We start from the raw sequence: 15,512 nt of genomic DNA, 5'->3' as shown, positions 1-15,512 counted from the left end.
TGGTAGTGACCCCTTGCTCGCGCTCAGTAATCTTCACCGAGCGTACCCAACTTCCCACCTCCGTCGGCCCGGCTGGGAAAATCCCTTCTGCGGTGTTCAACGCACGTGAAGCAACTTCGACCCGGGGTGACCGCCTCGGCCGGTGACGGGCGGTCTGTCAGTTCGAACGGGTACGGCGGGCCAACCAGATCCCGACCGTCATCGCCAGCACGCCGAGCAGGCCGATGAACAGCCGCGGCCCCTCCAGCGAGAGTTCCTCCTTGAACGCGGTGACCCCGATCAGCACGCTGGTGAAGGGGTCCAGCAGCGCGATGGCGGTCAGCGGGGCGGCGATCGGACCGCCCTGGAAGGCGTTCTGGTTGAGCGTCAACGCGACCCCGCCCACCACGATCAGCGCGTACAGGTGCCAGTCGGTGAGCAGCGAGAGCGGATGGTCCGGCAGCTTCGAGGTGACCGTCTTGAGCAGGGCCGCCGCCCCGGCGTACAGCAGGCCGGTGGCGATGCCGAGCATCAACCCCCGGGTGGCGTTCTGGGTGCGCCAGGCGATCACCAGGCAGAGGGCGGCGAGCGACCCGATCGCGATCCCGACCCCGATCCAGGCCAGCAGCGACGGCTGGGTCACGCCGCCGCGCGGGTTCGCCGCGGCGAGGAACGCGACCAGCCCCACCGCGCCGACGACCACCAGGATCATGTCCCGGCGGTGCGGCCGCCGGCGTTCCAGCGCCGCCTCCAGCGGCACCGCCATGAACAGGCCGCTGGCCAGCAGCGGTTCGACCAGGGCGAGCGGGCCGAAGCGCAGCGCCAACGCCTGTAGGACGGTGCCGATCCCGTCCGGCACCCAGCCGAACAGCCACAGCGGCCGGTGCAGCAGGCGGATCAGCAGCCGCGGGTCGATGGTGCGGGTCGGCCGTTCCTGCTTGGCGGCGTGCTGCTCCAGCACGGAACTCAGCGCGAAGCAGGCGGCGGAGGCCACCCCGAGCACGATGGCCAGATAGTTCACCAAATCCTCACCTGCTCGTCAGCCCTGCCGGTCCGGCCGGCGGGCCGGTCGGCGTCCATCGGGGCGGACACCGGGTACACCGCCGCGCAACCCCCGCGCGGCGGTGCGCAGTTCCTGTGCCCCGGTGCGCAACCCGACCCACCAGGTCAGCGCGCGGCGGGGCGGGAACGCGGCCAGCGCGGTGCCGATCTCGGCGGAGGCCTCCGGCACCGACGCACGCTCGACCAGCGCCGGACGCTCGCCGTGGACCAGCGGGCCGGTGCCGTTCGCGGGTACCGCCGTCGGGCCCGGCTCGACGCCCCGGGCGACGTCGGCGACCACGCCGGCCGGGTCGGACGCGAACAGGGACAGCCCGGCCGCCCGTTGCGCCCGGCCGGCCGTGCCGTCGGCGAGCGTCACCAGGGTCGGTCCGAGGGCCGCCCGCCGACGTACCCAGGTGGTCACGCCGGCCCGGGACATGGTGGCGGCGTTCGCTCGGCCGTGGCCGGGGATGGGCCGGTAGGTGGCGACCGGCAGCCCGCAGGCCATCGCCTCCAGCGCGGTGAGCCCGCCGGCGTTCTCCACGAGCACGTCGGCGGCGCGCAGCAGGGCGGGCATGTCGTCCACCCAGCCGAAGACGGGTCCGGTGCCGCGCCGGGCGAGCCGGCGGTACAGCCGGGCGTTGTGACCGCAGACCACGACCGGGACCGCGACCCCGGTACGGGCGATCTCGGCCGCCGTCTTGGCCACCGCGCCGACCCCCCAGGAGCCGGCGACCAGCAGCGCGAGTCGCGCGTCCGGCGGCAGGCCGAGGCGTTCGCGGGCGCGCCGCTTCTCCTCGTCGGTGCCCGGGCCGAACCCGGCCGAGACCATCCGGCCGGCCACCCGGACCTCACCGGCGCCCAGCGCCCGGGCCTCGGCCCGGGTCCTGTCGTGGGCGGCGCAGTGCACGTCGATCCCCGGCGACACCCAGATCGGGTTGACCGCGAAGTCGGTCAGGTAGGTGATCACCGGTACGGCGAGGCGGCCCTCCCGGCGCAGCGGTCCGAGGATCTGGCTGACCACCGGGTACGTCGAGACGACCGCCCGGGTGTCCGGTGGGAGGGCGCGGAGCACCCGCGGCCAGACCGGTCGCAGCAGCGCCCGGGTGATGGGTGCGGCCCGGCTGAAGTTGCCGCCGATCGCGAAGAGGACCCCGTAGATCCAGGGCAGCCGGCTCAACATCCCGTGGTAGGTGCCGCGTAGCAGCCGGCCGAGTCCCCACGGGAAGATGTCGGCCAGGTCCACGCAGTCCGCCAGCAGGCCGCGTTCGCGCAGCCGCCGGGCCAGTTCCCGGCTCGCCCCGTCGTGGCCCGCACCCGCGCTGGCGTAGATGATCACCACGCGTGGACGTCGGCCTCCGGCCCCGCCGGCCGGCGGGTCGGATCCCTCCGTGCGGGTCGCCTGGAAGCGCCCGGGAGTAAACGTCATCCGGCCATCTACCCGCCCAGGGTGCGAAGAATCCTCGCCCGCGGCACTCGCCGGCCATCTTTCCGCGATCGCCCGCTCGGCCCTCCTCCGTCACCGAATCCGGTCCGCGCCGGGCGGCACCGGGCATAAGCTCCGGATATTCGCGGCGTCACCCGGTGCGGCCGTTCGGTGCGTACCGGGCGACACCGCATCGTCTCGGCGCGACGTCCGGCGACACCGCGCCGGCCGCGCCGGTCCGGGTCGACGCCGGGCGACACCCGTGGGCCGCTGGGAGGCGACACGTGCGGGTCCTGATCGTCACCGCCGGTTCCCGGGGCGACGTGACCCCGTACACCGGTCTCGGTGCCCGGCTGCGCGCGGCCGGGCACCGGGTCACCCTGGCCGCCCCGGCCGCCTTCGCCCCCCTCGCCGCCGGCTGCGGCCTGGACTTCCGCGCCATCCCCGGTGACCTCTCCGCGCTGCGCGCCAGCGACTCCGACCAGCGGCCGTCGCGCTCGCCGCCGGGCGCGGCGGGGGTGCTGGAGTTCCTCCGGCTCGGCAACCGGTTCGTCGACGACCTCGGCGACGGCATCGCGGCGGCGGCCGAACCCGGCGCGGACGTCCTGCTCCTCTCCAGTACCACCGCACCGCTGGGCTACTCGGTGGCGCAGGCCCACGGCGTGCCGAGCCTCGGGGTGTTCCTCCAGCCGCTCTATCCCACCGGCGCGTTCCCGCCGACGCTGCTGAACGTGCCGTCGCTGGGTCGCTGGGGCAACCGGACCGCCGGCCGGCTGGGGCACGCGCTGGCCCGGCGGGTCTACGCCGACGCGTCCCGGCGGCTGCGCGCGCGCCTGGGGCTGCCCCCGGCCGGGCTGGGCGGCCTGGACCGGCGGGCGGCGACCGAGGGGTGGCCGGTCAAGCACGGCTTCAGCCCAGCCGTGGTCCCCCGCCCGGCGGACTGGCGTCCCGGTCTGGACGTCGTCGGCTACTGGTGGCCGGCGGGATCCGACGACTGGCGACCCCCGGCCGAGCTGCTGGACTTCCTCGCGGCCGGCCCGCCACCGGTCTACGTCGGCTTCGGCAGCATGGGGCACGCCAGCGACCAGCTCGACGCGCTGGTCACCGGCAGCCTGCGCCGGGCCGGGGTACGCGGGATCGTGCAGGCCGACGCCGTGGGGCCGGGTCCGGGCCGGCCGGTCTCCGCCGACGTGCTGGCGATCGGCGAGGCCCCGCACGACTGGCTCTTCCCCCGGATGGCCGCCCTGGTGCACCACGCGGGCTGTGGTACGACCGCCGCCGGGCTGCGGGCCGGGGTGCCGGCGGTGCCGGTACCGATGCTGGCGGACCAGCCGTTCTGGGCCGGCCGGCTCGCCGCTCTCGGCACCGGCCCGGACGCCGTCCCGTTCCGCCGGCTGACCGAGGAGGGGTTGGCGACCGCGATCCGGGCCGCCGTCACCGAGCCGGCGTTCGCCCGGCGGGCCCGAGCTGTCGCGGACCGGTTGGCCGACGAGGACGGCGCCGGCGCCGTGGTGGCCGCGCTCGACCGGCTCGCCGGCTGACCCGGCACCCGCCGGAGGAGTCGGGGCGCGGCGGGAGGGCGTCCGGACCTATCCCGACGGGTACGACATCGACCGGCTCGGACGGTCCCGCCCCTGGTCGTCCCGACTCCTCCGCGCAGATTGGGTCGGCTGCCCGACAGTCCACCACGGACGGCGTGTCGCACTCCGTAGCGTCGCGGACGCCCGGTGTGATCCGTGTCCGTCGTCCAGGGAGCCGTCCATGCGCGCGTCCCCGTCCCTTCCGCTCCGCCCACTGCTGGCCGTGCTGCTCGGTGTGACGCTGTCCCTGGTGCCCGGTGCCGGGCCGGCGGTCGCGGGGCCGGCCCACGAACTGACGACGGCACGTGGCCTGGCGGCCGCCCCGGCGCACGAGCTGGCGCTCAGCGCGGCCCCGAACCGGTCGGCGGCGGTGCCGCTGCCGGAGGCGACCCTCGGCGAGACCGGGTACGTCTTCGTCCGGCCGGCGTCGGAGATCGTCCGGGTCCGGTTCTTCCTGGACGACCCGACGATGGCGGGCGCGCCCCGGCAGACCGAGGGGACGGCGCCGTACGACTTCGCGGGCACCGCCGCCGACGGCACGGCGCAACCGTGGTCGACGGCCGGGCTGGCCGAGGGGGCGCACACCATCACCGCCGCGCTCGACCTGACCGGTGGCGGCACCGGCGTCGTCTCCGCCCGGTTCCACGTCGCGCGGGCGGTCCGGGTCGACTTCCAGAGCGAGACGGCGCCGACGCCGGCCGGCTACCTGCGGGACTTCGGTCAGGCGTACGGGGCGCGCACCGGCGCGGGCCAGGGCAGCGGTCTGACGTACGGCTGGGTGGCTCCCGGCACCGCGACCCCGCGCGACCTGGTCGGCAACGGCCGGGACCGGGACCGGGCCGGGGTCGACCAGCGGCTGGACACGATCCTGCACATGCAGGGCGGCGACGTGCCGAACTTCGCCAACGTGCGGCTGCCCGGCGCCTGGGAGCTGGCCCGGCCCAACGGCACGTACGCGGTGACGGTCGGCGCCGGTGACGGCCCCTCGGTGGACAGCCTCCACCAGCTCAACGTGGAGGGTTCGGCGGTGGTGGGGCCGTTCACCCCGGCAGCGGGCGCGGAATACCGGCAGTCGACCACGCTGACCCGGGTGCTGGACGGACGGTTGACGGTCGACGCCGCCGGCGGGCGGAACACCAAGATCACCCACGTCGAGGTGGTGCCGGCGCCGGAGGCGGCGATCCGGCCGGCGTTCACCGGTGTGACCCCGGCGACCGGTTCGACCGGAGTGCTCCGGGACACCGCCGTGGCCGCCACCGTCAACCTGCCGACGGTCGGCGCCGGGGTGGACGCCGGCACGCTCACCCCGGAGACGGTCCGGCTGGTCCGGCTGGCCGACGGGGTCGCGGTGCCGGCCAACCGCAACACCAGCGGTGGCGGGGACGTCGTCGTGCTCCAGCCGACCGGGCTGCTCGCCGCCGACACCGCCTACCGCTTCGAGATCACCTCGGGGGTACGGGACACCTCCGGCGCCGCCTTCCTGCCGTACGCGGTCACCTTCACCACCGGAGCGCTGCCCAGCGGTGGTGGTGGCGGGCCGGTCGCCTTCGACAGGGTCGCCCTGCCCGGCACCGCCGGACGGGTCTTCACCAGCGTGACGTTCGGCCCGGACGGCCGGCTCTACGCCGGGGTGGCCACCGGGCAGATCCTCCGCTATCCGGTGAACGCCGACGGCACGCTCGGCACCGGCGAGGTGATCGAGTCGCTGCGTACCGCCGGGGGCGGTGACCGGATGCTGATGGGGATGGCCTTCGACCCGGCGGCCACGGCCGGCAACCCGGTGCTCTGGGTGACCCACACCGCGTACGGCTACGGCGGCATGCCGGACTGGACCGGGCGGATCAGCCGGCTCAGCGGTCCGGCGCTGGGCAGCGTCGCCGACCGGGTGGTGGGGCTGCCCCGCAGTACCCGCGACCACCTGACCAACGGGCTCGCCTTCGGCCCCGACGGCGCCCTCTACGTCAACCAGGGCTCGAACACCGCGATGGGCGCCCCGGACAACGCCTGGGGGCAGCGCCCGGAGCGGGCCCTCAACGCCGCGGTGCTCCGGGTCGACGTGGCGGCGATCGGTGCGGCCCCGCTGAACGTGCAGACCGCCGAGGGCGGCGGCTACGACCCGTTCGCCGCCGGGGCGCCGGTCACCGTGTACGGCAGCGGGGTGCGTAACGCCTGGGACCTGGTCTGGCACAGCAACGGCCGGCTGTACGTGCCGGCGAACGGCTCGGCGGCCGGCGGCAGCACCCCGGCGACGCCGAATCCGCTGCCCGCCGCGTGTACCCGGCGGGTGGACGCGGCCAGCCTCGGCCCGTACACCGGTCCGGCGGTGCCGGGTCTGGCGAACGTCTCCACCACCCAGCACGACTACCTGTTCCGGGTGGAGCGCGGCGGCTACTACGGCCACCCCGATCCGGCCCGGTGCGAGTGGGTGTTGAACGGCGGCAACCCGACGGCGGGGGTCGACCCGGCCGAGGTGACGCAGTACCCGGTGGGTACCCGACCGGACCGCAACTGGCGCGGCGCGGCGTACGACTTCGGGTTGAACCGGTCGCCCAACGGCGTCATCGAGTACCGGGGCGGCGCGTTCGGCGGTGCCCTGCGCGGCCGGCTGCTCGTGGTCCGCTACAGCGGCGGCGACGACATCGTGGTGCTCGAACCGGGCGGCGCCCAGCAGGACATCGTCGGCGCGCAGACCGGGCTGACCGGGTTGAGCGGCTTCACCGATCCGCTCGACCTCACCGAGCAGCCCGGCACCGGCAACCTCTACGTCTCCGAGTACGGCGGCCAGCGGATCACCCTGCTCCGGCCCCGGGCCTGAGGGCCGGTGCGCCGCCCACCTACCCGGTGACGACCCGGACGGTGACCGGCTCGGTGGCCAGCCCCGGCAGCTCCGGCCGGCTCGGTTCGCGGGTCAGGGTGGCCTGGAGCTGGTCGGGCCGCAGTTCCAGGTACGGCGGTGGAGCCAGCCGACCGGCCCGCTCCTGCACGCCGCTGACCAGCGACGCCTTGCCGATCCGCGACTCCCGGATCCCGATCGTCTGCCCGGCGCGCACCGGGTACGACGGCCGGCCGACGGGCCGACCGTCGACCACCACGTGCCGGTGTGCCACCAGCCGCCGCGCCTGCCGGATGCTCGGCGCGAAGCCGGCGCGCCAGAGCAGGGCGTCGAGTCGCCGTTCCAGGATCTCCACCAGCCCCTCACCGGGGTCGCCGCCGCGCCGCGCGGCCTCGGCGCAGGCCCGGCGCAGTTGCCGGCCGCGCAGGTGGTAGCGTCCCCGGACCAGCCGCTCGTCGTGTTCCGGCAGCCGGTAGCTGGTGGGGTCGGCGCGGGGCTTGCGGCGCACCGGTGCGCGCCTCGCCCGGCGCAGGAACCAGCCGATCTTCGGAAACAGCGCGAGACCGTCCGGTGATCGGGTCAGAACTGTCCGGGACCGCCCAACCATGCGTCTCTCCCCCCGTGCCGGCCGTCCCGCCGGGTTTCCCCACCGTGGCGGCCCCTAATACTCCACCGTCACTTCGCCTGTCTGCGCTGGTGGTGGGATCGCCGGGCGCCGGCTTAGGATGTCCGTCGCCAGATCGGCCGGTGCAGGATGTGCTCTGGCGGTAGCGATGTGGCGAGTACGCCCGAAGGGTCGTGAGTGCTCAGGTGGTGGCCTCCGCGTGGTCCCGGAGCCCGACAAGCGTCGCCCGCATCATGGGTGTCATCGTCGAGTCGAGGAACGACTGGACCATGCCGGACAGGATCGGCGTGGTGGGGAGGAACGAGTACGTCCAGCTCAACCGCGTACCACCGGCTTCGGGTTCGTAGCGGAACTCCGCGACGGCGTGCTGCACGGCGATACGCTGCACGCTCGTGAATCCCCAGATCTGGTATCGGAAGACGTCCGGCTCGTCGGCGAGCACCTCCTCGACGAGGTAGTGCCCGTCCTCGAAGCGCACCCAGCGGCGGTCTCCGACTCGCTCGCCGGGCCTCCACTCGCCGACCAGCGGCTGGGTCGTCTCGACCGCCGGGAAGCCGTTGTCGAACTGCACGATGTCCTCCAGCGACAGATTCGGGTCGTTGCCGGAGGACCACACCTGCGCCGGCGGCGCGTCGACGTGAACGGAGTGCGTGACGCTCACGTAGCCGTCATCGACCACAGTGGGGCGCTCGCCGGAGTAGTCCGGCGGCTCTCCGGGCGGAACGGTCAGCCGCCAGGCCACGACGCCGAGCACGGCGATCGTGGCGGCGCCCACGATGCCGAGGCGGGTGAGGATGCGGCGAGCGCGAGGACGGCGCGAAGTAGGGTCGCTGGCCATACGGCTCCCTCAGGTTGACGTTGTCAACCAGACTGAGCCCGGAGGTTGACTTTGTCAACCCGTCGGACTCACAGGTAGACCTCGTCAACCGCGCGGCTAGCATGGGTCAGATGGCCGGGTCCACGCGTGATGCGATCGTCGATGCCGCCACGGCACTGCTCGACGAGGGCGGCCCCGCGGCGGTAACGCTGCGCGAGGTCGGACGCCGCGCAGGAGTCTCGCACAACGCCCCGTACAAGCACTTCGCCGACAAGGAAACGCTGCTCGCCGCGGTGGCCGCCCGTGAACTCCACGCCTACGCGGCCCTGCTCACCACCGACAGCGAAGGAGGTATCGCGGCGGCGCTCACCGCCTACCTCAACCAAGCCTTGTCGCATCCGGCCCGATTCCGGCTGGTGTTCGGGCCCTGGACCAGCGACGACGCCCGGCTCGGCGATGCCGCCGATACCGCCCGCGACGCACTGCTGGACGCCGTGACCGCCAGTCAGCGCACAGGCGAGCTTCCCGCCGGCGACCCGATCGCGCTCGCCGAACTCCTCCGCGCGACCAGTCACGGAGCCATCGAACTCGCGCTCGGCGGACACCTCGCCAAGAACGGCTCCACCACGACACCCGCCGACCTCGTGAGCAGACTCCTCGCGCTCCTGGCACCATGACCCAGCCAACCAGACCCACCCCCAGCCTCGGCCCAACCGGTTGGGCGTGGATGACCACCGCCACAGCCCGACACCGGCCCGAAGATCATCGCGCTGACCGCCGCCGAGCCAGAGCACATCCCGCACTGGCCGATCTGGCGACGAACATCCCAAGCCAGCGCCCGGCGATCCCGCTACCAGCGCCAGACAGGCGAAGTGACGGTGGAGTACCAACGCGATCCCCGGGCCGGTGGGGCGGCGGCCTATCCGTCGGACGGGACCCCGGGGCGCGGCAGCGGGTGCAGGACCACGTCACGGAGCTGCCCGTCGGTGATCTCCGCCGTCAGGTAGGTGGCGTACGGCTGGCGGCGCCGGTCGGTCGGCGAGCCGGGGTTGAGCAGCCGCGGCCCGCCGGGCGCCTCGGTGTCCCAGGGGATGTGCGAGTGGCCGAAGACGAGGAGGTCGACGTCGGGGTACCGGGCGGCGCAGCGGCGTTCCCGCCCACCGGCGGGGCCGGTCTCGTGTACCACCGCGACCCGCAGGCCGGCCAGCTCGATCCGGGCCACCTCGGGCAGCCGGGCCCGCAGTGCCGGGCCGTCGTTGTTGCCGTAGACGCCGACGAGTCGGGCGCTGCGCGCGCTCAGCGTGTCGAGCAGGGACTCGTGCACCCAGTCGCCGGCGTGGATGACCACGTCGGCGTCGTCCACCGCGGCCCACAGCGCCGGCGGCAGGTCTCGGGCCCGCTTGGGTACGTGGGTGTCCGCCATGATCACGAGACGCACCCCGCCACCCTACCGCCCCCGCACCCCGCCCCGGCGGCCCTTCGTGATCGCGTAGGGTCCGGCCGGTCTGGGCGAGCCGGACCTTACGCGATCACGGCGAACCCCGGGGGCGGACGCGGTACGCGGGCCGGCCCGGTCCGTTGTGGACCGGGCCGGCGGTGTCGGTTGTGCTCACAAGGGTCGAGACGAGTGTGCTGATGGCATCACCTGCCTTCTCCGCTGGCGCGTCATCGGCTCAGTGCGGCGGAGGTGCCCGCTGCCGCCGCCACCGGGTGCCGGACGGCACGGTGTCCGGGGGCACGAGCAGCTTTGTCGCGGCGGGCTCGACGGGCCAGAGCGGTGGTCGCGGTGCAGGCTGCGGCCGAGCCGGCGGCGGGGGTGGGGGCGTGTGCCAGCAGGCGTCGATGAGTGCGTCGAACTCGGCCCGCATCAGGTCGTCGTCGTGCTGAACCAGCTCGACGAAGGCCTCGTGGACCGACCGGATTGCCGAGGAACCCCGCCCGACACCGCTGCTCATGCCCGTCACCCCCTTTCAGCGCCGACATCGCCGCGATCGGCGAACCGCCGACCGCTCCGCGTCAACAGACCCCCTGGACCGGCCCGGTCCCACCGCCGTCTCAGGCGTTGATGGCCTTCCGGTCGCCGCCGGTGGAGGCCACCGCGACCTTGCGCGGCTTCGCCCGCTCGGTCACCGGGATCTTCACCACCAGTACGCCGTTGTCGTAGCTGGCCTCGATGCGGTCGGTGTCGAGGGCGTCGCCGAGGAAGAGTTGCCGGGAAAAGACCCCGAGCGGGCGTTCGGAGAGCTGGACCTGGGTTTCCTTGTCCAGGTCGAGCGGACGCCGTTCGGCTCGGACGGTCAGCATGTTGCGTTCGACGTTGATCTCGATCGCCTCCGGGGAGACCCCGGGCAGGTCGAACGCCGCGATGAACTCGTCACCGCTGCGGTACGCGTCCATCGGCATGGCCGACGGGCGGGACCAGGTGCCGGTCTGCATCGCCCCGAAGGCCTGCTGGGCGAGCCGATCCAGTTCGCGGAAGGTGTCGGTGCGCATCAACATCTGATCCACCTCCTGTGTCGACTGACGATGCTGTCAATGCGCGACACCTCGGTTGTACCATGTCATCGGACCGACGACAAGCGAAACGTCATCAGTGCGATGACATGAACTCGATGAGCGGCGGAGGCGACGGTGGCGCGGCGGGAACTGGTCGACCCGGAGGACGTGCGGATCCCCGGGCAGAGCGGGCCCGGCGACGGCGGGAGGACGTCGACGAGCGAGGCGCTCGACCGCGTCCGGGCCGTCGCCACCCGGCTCGGCGCCGACGCGCCGCCGTCCTGGCGGGCCGCCGCCGGCCCGCGCTCCCCCGCTGACCGACCGGGAGACGGCGGGCCGGGCGCGGGCGAGGGTGAGGGCGACCCGAGCGCGGAGCAGGTCCTCGCCGCCCTCATGCTGCTGCGGCAGCTCCGCGCCGAGCTGGCCACCTGGGAGCCCCGGCTGATCGACGCGGCCCGGCAGCGCGGCGCGAGCGGGCCGACCTCGCGCCGGCCCTCGGCGTGGCCAGCCGGCAGGCCGCCGAACGTCGCTACCTGCGGCTACGCCCCGCCGACGACGAGTGCCCGGACCAGACCCGGGACGGCCGGGTACGCGCCGAGCGGGACCGTCGGGCCGGTGACCGGGCGGTGGCCCGGTGGGCCCGGGACCACGGGGCAGACCTGCGTCAGCTCGCCGGACAGATCACCGCGCTCACGGACCTCGCCCCGGCCGCCCGGCCCAGCCTGGACCGGTTGCACGACGCGTTGGGCGACACCGATCCGAGCACCCTGGTCCGGCTGCTCGCCGAGACCCGGGGGCATCTGCCGGTGGAGCACCACACGCTCGCCGCCCGGGTCGACGCGGTCAACGAACGGGTCGACGAGGTCCGGCAGAGTGGTCGGGACCGGCGTACCGGCCGTCCTTCCCCCGGCCGGGCACGGGTGATCGGGGGCTGACCGGCTGGAATTGAGCTGACCGGCCGGTCGTCGGGCCGTGGCAGGTGCGTCCCGAGGAGCCGGATCGAGCGCGTCAGCGGGACCGGAAGGTCCCCCGGACGAAGGCACGCCAGGCGGCCGGGGCGAAGGCGAGCACGGGGCCGGCCGGGTCCTTGCTGTCCCGTACCCCCACGATGCCGGGCAGGTTGTCCGCGACCTCGACGCACGCTCCGCCGTTGCCGCTGCTCCGGCCGCTCTTCCGCCAGACCGCCCCGGTCAGCTCCATGCCTTCGCCGCCTCCTCGATCATGTGCACGCTCTCGTCGTGCGACAGGACCCTGGCGCGCACCGACTCCCGGGTCTCCGCCAGCGATAGTACGTCCGCCTGCCGCTGCACGACATAGCCGTGGAGCTGGTTGTCCAGATAGGCCGCGTCGTCCCCCTCCGGCGGCGTGGCCAGCACGAACGCGCCGTTGAGCCCGGGGTAGGCGCCGGTGGCGGACGGCACCACGTGCAGGTGCACCCGGGGTCGCCGGGCCAGTTCCGCCAGGTGTCGGAGCTGCTCGGCCATCACCGCCGGCCCGCCGACCGGCCGACGCAGGATGTACTCGTCCAGTACCGCGACGAAGAGTGGCGGCGGATTGCGGTCCAGCACCGCCTGCCGCTCCAACCGGCCGACGACCTGCTGCTCCAACTCGTCCTCGGTGAACCGGCTGGCCCCGCAGAGCAGCGCCCGGGCGTACTCCTCGGTCTGCAAGAGCCCTGGCACCACCAGGGGCTCGTACCACCGCAGCATCGTCGCCTCGCGCTCGATCTGCACCCACTCGCGGAACCAGGCCAACACCACCTCCTGGCCCAGCTTCTTGCGGATCCGTTCCAGCCGGCCGCCGGTCTTCAGCACGTCGTCGCAGCGCGCGGTGAACTCCAGGCGCGGGATCCGGCGGCACTGCTCCACCGCCGCGACCAGGGACGCGGAGAACCTGATCTCCGTACCGAGGGCGTCCTGGGAGAGGCCGGCGGCGGTCCGGCAGAGCCGTAGCTCCTCGGCGAAGAGCTCCAACGTGGGCGGATGGGCCATCTGTACACCTCTGCACGGGGAAGTTCCGCCCGCCCTACGGCCGGACGGTCGGTGGACGAACCGTTCCGACAGTAGTGGAGCCGTCACCACACTGTGGGTAGCCGCACCAGCCGATCGTCCGAAAGGGAGGCGCCCCGATGCCCTGGCCACGTCGGAAGCCGCACCCGGTCCCGTACGCGCCCCGGCACCGCCGGGACTGGCGCCGGCTGTGGCGCTACTGTCGCTGCGGCCACCGGTGGCGCTGCCCGGACAGCCGGGTGCCGCCGACATCGCCGCCCTACCTGGGCGGGTACACCAACCAGCGCTGGACCGGGTGGCGCGGCCGGCCGGGCGCGCCCGCCGTACCGCTGGAGGAACGGTGACCACCGGGGCGGCGCACCTGGCCCGACGGCCGGCCTGGTCGTGCCGGGTCTGCGACACCGCCTGGCCGTGCGCCGCCGCCCGGGAGAGCCTGCTGATCGAGTACGCCGGCAACCGGGTGACACTCTCCGTCTACCTCTGCTCGATGCTCTACGACGCGACCAGCGACCTGCACGCGCTCCACGGCGACGCCGGACCCGCCCCGCGCGAGCTGTACGCCCGGTTCATCGGCTGGGTCCCGAGATAGTGGCACTTAGTTTGGCGCCACAACTATTGACAAGCAGCATCCACGAATGTGAATCTCTGCGCAGGCACACCGCCACCGGAGCCGGGTGGTCAGTGCGGGGAGCGCCGGGCAGCCTCCCGCGTACCCGATCGTGCAATCGACGTCTGGGGATCCCCATGTCTGCTCTCGCGCACCACCACACACCCGCCCTCCGCCGTACGCCGCACCTCCTGCGTGTCCTCGCCGTGGCGGTGGCCGCGGTCGTCCTGCTCACCACCGCGCTGGCGGACATCGCCGCCGCGCACGGCTCCACGATCAGCCCGGCGTCCCGCAACTACGGATGCTGGAAGCGGTGGGGCAGCGACTTCCAGAACCCACAGATGGCCACCCAGGACCCGATGTGCTGGCAGGCCTGGCAGGCCGACCCGAACGCCATGTGGAACTGGAACGGCCTCTACCGCGACGGCGTCGCCGGCAACCACCAGGCGGCCGTACCGAACGGGCAGCTCTGCAGCGCCGGCCAGACCGGCGGCGTCCGGTACGCCGCGCTGGACAATCCGGGCGCCTGGCAGGCCACCCGGGTCAGCAGCAACTTCGGCGTCACCGTCCACGACCAGGCCCTGCACGGGGCGGACTACTTCCGGATCTACGTCACCCGGCAGGGGTTCAACCCGCAGACCCAGCGACTGACCTGGAACGACATCGAGCTGGTCCGGGAAACCGGCCGGTACGCGCCGGGCGCGGGCACCCGGGAGAACGACCCGGTACTCAACGGCGTCTCCAACACGATCAGCGTGAGCGCGCCCGGACGCTCGGGCCGGCACGTGGTCTACACCATCTGGAAGGCCAGCCACTCCGACCAGACCTACTACTGGTGCAGTGACGTGACCTTCTAGTCCGGTGTGCGGACGGGCCACCGCCGGTTGCTCGCGCAACGGCGGTGGCCCGCCCTCTACTCCACCCCCGACCCCGGCGGCAGCCCGTCGGCGCTGCGGAGCCGGGCGTACACGTCGCCGGAGCGGCCCAACGGGCGGAACCGCTCCAGCAACCGGACGAGGCCGTCCGCGTCCAGCCACCGCTCGCTGGCGAACCGCATCGTCTCGATGGGCGAGTAGTTGTAGTGGTACCCGCCCGCCGTCGCGCCGAGCCGTTCCACGAGGTCGAGGGCGGCGAGGGCGGCGTCGTGCGCCGGCGGAAGGTATTCGAAGGAGAGCCCGCGCAGCGGCTGGCTGAGCCCCGCCAGCACGTCGACCTCGAAACCCTCCACATCGATCTTGCAGAAGGCCGGTACGCCGTGGATCGCGATGAGGTCGTCGAGGGTGGCGACCTTCACCTCGACGGAGCGGTCCCACCGTACCCGGGCGAAACTCTCGTCCGTCGTGACCGACTCGATCCACTCCGGCGACATCGTCGACACCGTCGGGGTGGCGGTGGACAGGGCCAGCCGCGCCTGCCCGGCGCGCGCCCCGACGGCCTCCGGCACGATCGTGACGTCCGGGTCGCGGCGGAACGCCAGCCGCAGCACGCGCAGGCAGTCGGGCTGCGGCTCGACGGCGACCACCCGGGCACCCAGCCGCCGCCAGGTGCGCACCCGGCCGCCGACGTGGGCGCCGATGTCGAACCCGAGATCTCCCGGGCCGAGGAACTGGCCGTAGAGCCGCCGGGCCCGCCGGTGTTTGCTCGGCTGGCCGTGGTAGATGAGGAGGGACCGGCTGATCCCCCAGACGCGGGCAAACATGGTTGAAGCTACCATTACCGACTCCTTAGGGGCGTTCGGAAGGCTCCCAGGAACCGGTCCCGGAAGGTGTCCATCGGCCAGACCGGGGCCTGCGGACCGGGGTTGAGCCCGTCCTGCCAGCCCCAGCCGGCGATCCGGTCCAGCACGGCCGGGTCGCGGGCGACGATGGTGATCGGTACGTCCCGGCCGGCGCCCTCGCCGGTGACGATCGGGGCGGGCTGGTGGTCGCCGAGGAAGACCAGCACCAGGTCCTCGTCGCCGTACGTCTCCAGGTAGGAGATCAGGGTGCTCAGCGAGTACTCGATGGAACGCCGGTACTCGGTGCGCACCTCGGCGGGGTCCCGCCAGCCGCCGTCCTCCGCGTCGCCCCGGCCGGCCATCGGTGTGAAGACCGAGCCGT

At 73.7% G+C, this 15,512-nt stretch carries 17 protein-coding genes and 1 pseudogene; 7 read left to right on the top strand and 11 right to left on the bottom strand.

From position 1 onward, the window contains the following. Positions 1 to 157: 157 nt before the first annotated feature. Complete coding sequence (locus ACQEUR_RS22665; RefSeq protein WP_433034576.1) at positions 158 to 1,000, bottom strand: DMT family transporter; 843 nt, start codon at positions 998 to 1,000, stop codon at positions 158 to 160. An 18-nt stretch (positions 1,001 to 1,018) separates the two neighbouring features. Continuing rightward, positions 1,019 to 2,449, bottom strand: coding sequence for an MGDG synthase family glycosyltransferase (locus ACQEUR_RS22660; RefSeq protein WP_433034574.1), 1,431 nt, complete (start codon positions 2,447 to 2,449; stop codon positions 1,019 to 1,021). A 281-nt stretch (positions 2,450 to 2,730) separates the two neighbouring features. On the opposite strand from ACQEUR_RS22660, the gene ACQEUR_RS22655 reads away from it, so the two are divergent. Beyond that, positions 2,731 to 3,987: a glycosyltransferase gene (locus tag ACQEUR_RS22655; RefSeq protein ID WP_433034572.1), complete on the top strand. Its 1,257-nt coding sequence runs from the start codon at positions 2,731 to 2,733 to the stop codon at positions 3,985 to 3,987. A gap of 220 nt (positions 3,988 to 4,207) precedes the next feature. Continuing rightward, positions 4,208 to 6,841 (top strand): Ig-like domain-containing protein, encoded by a 2,634-nt coding sequence (locus ACQEUR_RS22650; RefSeq protein WP_433034570.1) that lies wholly within the window; start codon positions 4,208 to 4,210, stop codon positions 6,839 to 6,841. A 19-nt stretch (positions 6,842 to 6,860) separates the two neighbouring features. Here the strand turns inward: ACQEUR_RS22650 and rpsD are convergent, their stop codons facing one another. Continuing rightward, entirely contained in the window at positions 6,861 to 7,466 is a 606-nt protein-coding gene (gene rpsD / locus ACQEUR_RS22645; protein WP_433034568.1) for a 30S ribosomal protein S4, read from the bottom strand. 199 nt (positions 7,467 to 7,665) lie between these two features. After that, entirely contained in the window at positions 7,666 to 8,322 is a 657-nt protein-coding gene (locus ACQEUR_RS22640; protein WP_433034566.1) for an SRPBCC family protein, read from the bottom strand. A 110-nt stretch (positions 8,323 to 8,432) separates the two neighbouring features. Here ACQEUR_RS22640 and ACQEUR_RS22635 point away from each other — a divergent pair, with 110 nt between their 5' ends. Further along, positions 8,433 to 8,978: a TetR/AcrR family transcriptional regulator gene (locus tag ACQEUR_RS22635; protein WP_433034564.1), complete on the top strand. Its 546-nt coding sequence runs from the start codon at positions 8,433 to 8,435 to the stop codon at positions 8,976 to 8,978. 242 nt (positions 8,979 to 9,220) lie between these two features. Here the strand turns inward: ACQEUR_RS22635 and ACQEUR_RS22630 are convergent, their stop codons facing one another. From ACQEUR_RS22630 to ACQEUR_RS22620, 3 genes are all read right to left on the bottom strand, one after another. Further along, the gene (locus ACQEUR_RS22630; RefSeq protein ID WP_433034562.1) at positions 9,221 to 9,739 is read right to left on the bottom strand and encodes a metallophosphoesterase family protein; all 519 of its coding nucleotides are present in this window, start codon (positions 9,737 to 9,739) and stop codon (positions 9,221 to 9,223) included. A 235-nt stretch (positions 9,740 to 9,974) separates the two neighbouring features. Beyond that, positions 9,975 to 10,256 carry a hypothetical protein gene (locus tag ACQEUR_RS22625; protein WP_433034560.1) on the bottom strand — a complete coding sequence of 94 codons (282 nt, stop codon included), beginning with the start codon at positions 10,254 to 10,256 and terminating at the stop codon, positions 9,975 to 9,977. 100 nt (positions 10,257 to 10,356) lie between these two features. After that, on the bottom strand, positions 10,357 to 10,800 hold the full coding sequence (locus ACQEUR_RS22620) for an Hsp20/alpha crystallin family protein (protein ID WP_433034558.1): 444 nt from the start codon (positions 10,798 to 10,800) through the stop codon (positions 10,357 to 10,359). Between the two features lie 497 nt (positions 10,801 to 11,297). On the opposite strand from ACQEUR_RS22620, the gene ACQEUR_RS22615 reads away from it, so the two are divergent. Beyond that, positions 11,298 to 11,732 (top strand): hypothetical protein, encoded by a 435-nt coding sequence (locus ACQEUR_RS22615; protein ID WP_433034556.1) that lies wholly within the window; start codon positions 11,298 to 11,300, stop codon positions 11,730 to 11,732. 73 nt (positions 11,733 to 11,805) lie between these two features. Here the strand turns inward: ACQEUR_RS22615 and ACQEUR_RS22610 are convergent, their stop codons facing one another. Continuing rightward, positions 11,806 to 11,997 (bottom strand): DUF397 domain-containing protein, encoded by a 192-nt coding sequence (locus ACQEUR_RS22610; RefSeq protein ID WP_433034554.1) that lies wholly within the window; start codon positions 11,995 to 11,997, stop codon positions 11,806 to 11,808. Then, entirely contained in the window at positions 11,988 to 12,788 is an 801-nt protein-coding gene (locus tag ACQEUR_RS22605) for a helix-turn-helix domain-containing protein (RefSeq protein ID WP_433034552.1), read from the bottom strand. Before ACQEUR_RS22605 ends, ACQEUR_RS22610 begins: the two co-directional genes overlap by 10 nt. A 137-nt stretch (positions 12,789 to 12,925) precedes the next feature. Between ACQEUR_RS22605 and ACQEUR_RS22600 the strand changes: the two genes are divergently transcribed. The 3 genes from ACQEUR_RS22600 (at position 12,926) to ACQEUR_RS22590 (ending at position 14,270) form a co-directional block, all read left to right on the top strand. Then, positions 12,926 to 13,150, top strand: coding sequence for a hypothetical protein (locus ACQEUR_RS22600; RefSeq protein ID WP_433034550.1), 225 nt, complete (start codon positions 12,926 to 12,928; stop codon positions 13,148 to 13,150). After that, entirely contained in the window at positions 13,147 to 13,395 is a 249-nt protein-coding gene (locus ACQEUR_RS22595) for a hypothetical protein (protein WP_433034548.1), read from the top strand. Before ACQEUR_RS22600 ends, ACQEUR_RS22595 begins: the two co-directional genes overlap by 4 nt. 155 nt (positions 13,396 to 13,550) lie before the next feature. Further along, the gene (locus ACQEUR_RS22590) at positions 13,551 to 14,270 is read left to right on the top strand and encodes a lytic polysaccharide monooxygenase auxiliary activity family 9 protein (protein WP_433034546.1); all 720 of its coding nucleotides are present in this window, start codon (positions 13,551 to 13,553) and stop codon (positions 14,268 to 14,270) included. Positions 14,271 to 14,326: 56 nt separating this feature from the next. Here ACQEUR_RS22590 and ACQEUR_RS22585 read toward each other — a convergent pair whose 3' ends face one another. Together ACQEUR_RS22585 and ACQEUR_RS22580 are read right to left on the bottom strand one after the other, a co-directional pair. Beyond that, entirely contained in the window at positions 14,327 to 15,127 is an 801-nt protein-coding gene (locus tag ACQEUR_RS22585) for an FkbM family methyltransferase (protein WP_433034544.1), read from the bottom strand. Continuing rightward, positions 15,127 to 15,512 (bottom strand): annotated as a pseudogene (locus ACQEUR_RS22580) (sulfatase); the annotation flags it as partial. The pseudogene ACQEUR_RS22580 and the gene ACQEUR_RS22585, both read right to left, overlap by 1 nt.

This window comes from Plantactinospora sp. CA-290183 (genome assembly GCF_050936375.1).
Taxonomy (GTDB): Bacteria; Actinomycetota; Actinomycetes; order Mycobacteriales; family Micromonosporaceae; genus Plantactinospora.
Note: the sequence above shows the minus strand (reverse complement) of the source record. Positions and strands in the feature narration are given on the sequence as shown.

Coding starts and splice junctions, on each gene's coding strand:
- ACQEUR_RS22640 (WP_433034566.1), bottom strand. CDS start 8,322: ATGGCCAGCGACCCTACTTCGCGCCGTCCTCGCGCTCGCCGCATCCTC.
- ACQEUR_RS22585 (WP_433034544.1), bottom strand. CDS start 15,127: ATGGTAGCTTCAACCATGTTTGCCCGCGTCTGGGGGATCAGCCGGTCC.
- ACQEUR_RS22610 (WP_433034554.1), bottom strand. CDS start 11,997: ATGGAGCTGACCGGGGCGGTCTGGCGGAAGAGCGGCCGGAGCAGCGGC.
- ACQEUR_RS22635 (WP_433034564.1), top strand. CDS start 8,433: ATGGCCGGGTCCACGCGTGATGCGATCGTCGATGCCGCCACGGCACTG.
- ACQEUR_RS22625 (WP_433034560.1), bottom strand. CDS start 10,256: ATGAGCAGCGGTGTCGGGCGGGGTTCCTCGGCAATCCGGTCGGTCCAC.
- ACQEUR_RS22650 (WP_433034570.1), top strand. CDS start 4,208: ATGCGCGCGTCCCCGTCCCTTCCGCTCCGCCCACTGCTGGCCGTGCTG.
- ACQEUR_RS22660 (WP_433034574.1), bottom strand. CDS start 2,449: ATGACGTTTACTCCCGGGCGCTTCCAGGCGACCCGCACGGAGGGATCC.
- rpsD (WP_433034568.1), bottom strand. CDS start 7,466: ATGGTTGGGCGGTCCCGGACAGTTCTGACCCGATCACCGGACGGTCTC.
- ACQEUR_RS22600 (WP_433034550.1), top strand. CDS start 12,926: ATGCCCTGGCCACGTCGGAAGCCGCACCCGGTCCCGTACGCGCCCCGG.
- ACQEUR_RS22620 (WP_433034558.1), bottom strand. CDS start 10,800: ATGTTGATGCGCACCGACACCTTCCGCGAACTGGATCGGCTCGCCCAG.
- ACQEUR_RS22590 (WP_433034546.1), top strand. CDS start 13,551: ATGTCTGCTCTCGCGCACCACCACACACCCGCCCTCCGCCGTACGCCG.
- ACQEUR_RS22605 (WP_433034552.1), bottom strand. CDS start 12,788: ATGGCCCATCCGCCCACGTTGGAGCTCTTCGCCGAGGAGCTACGGCTC.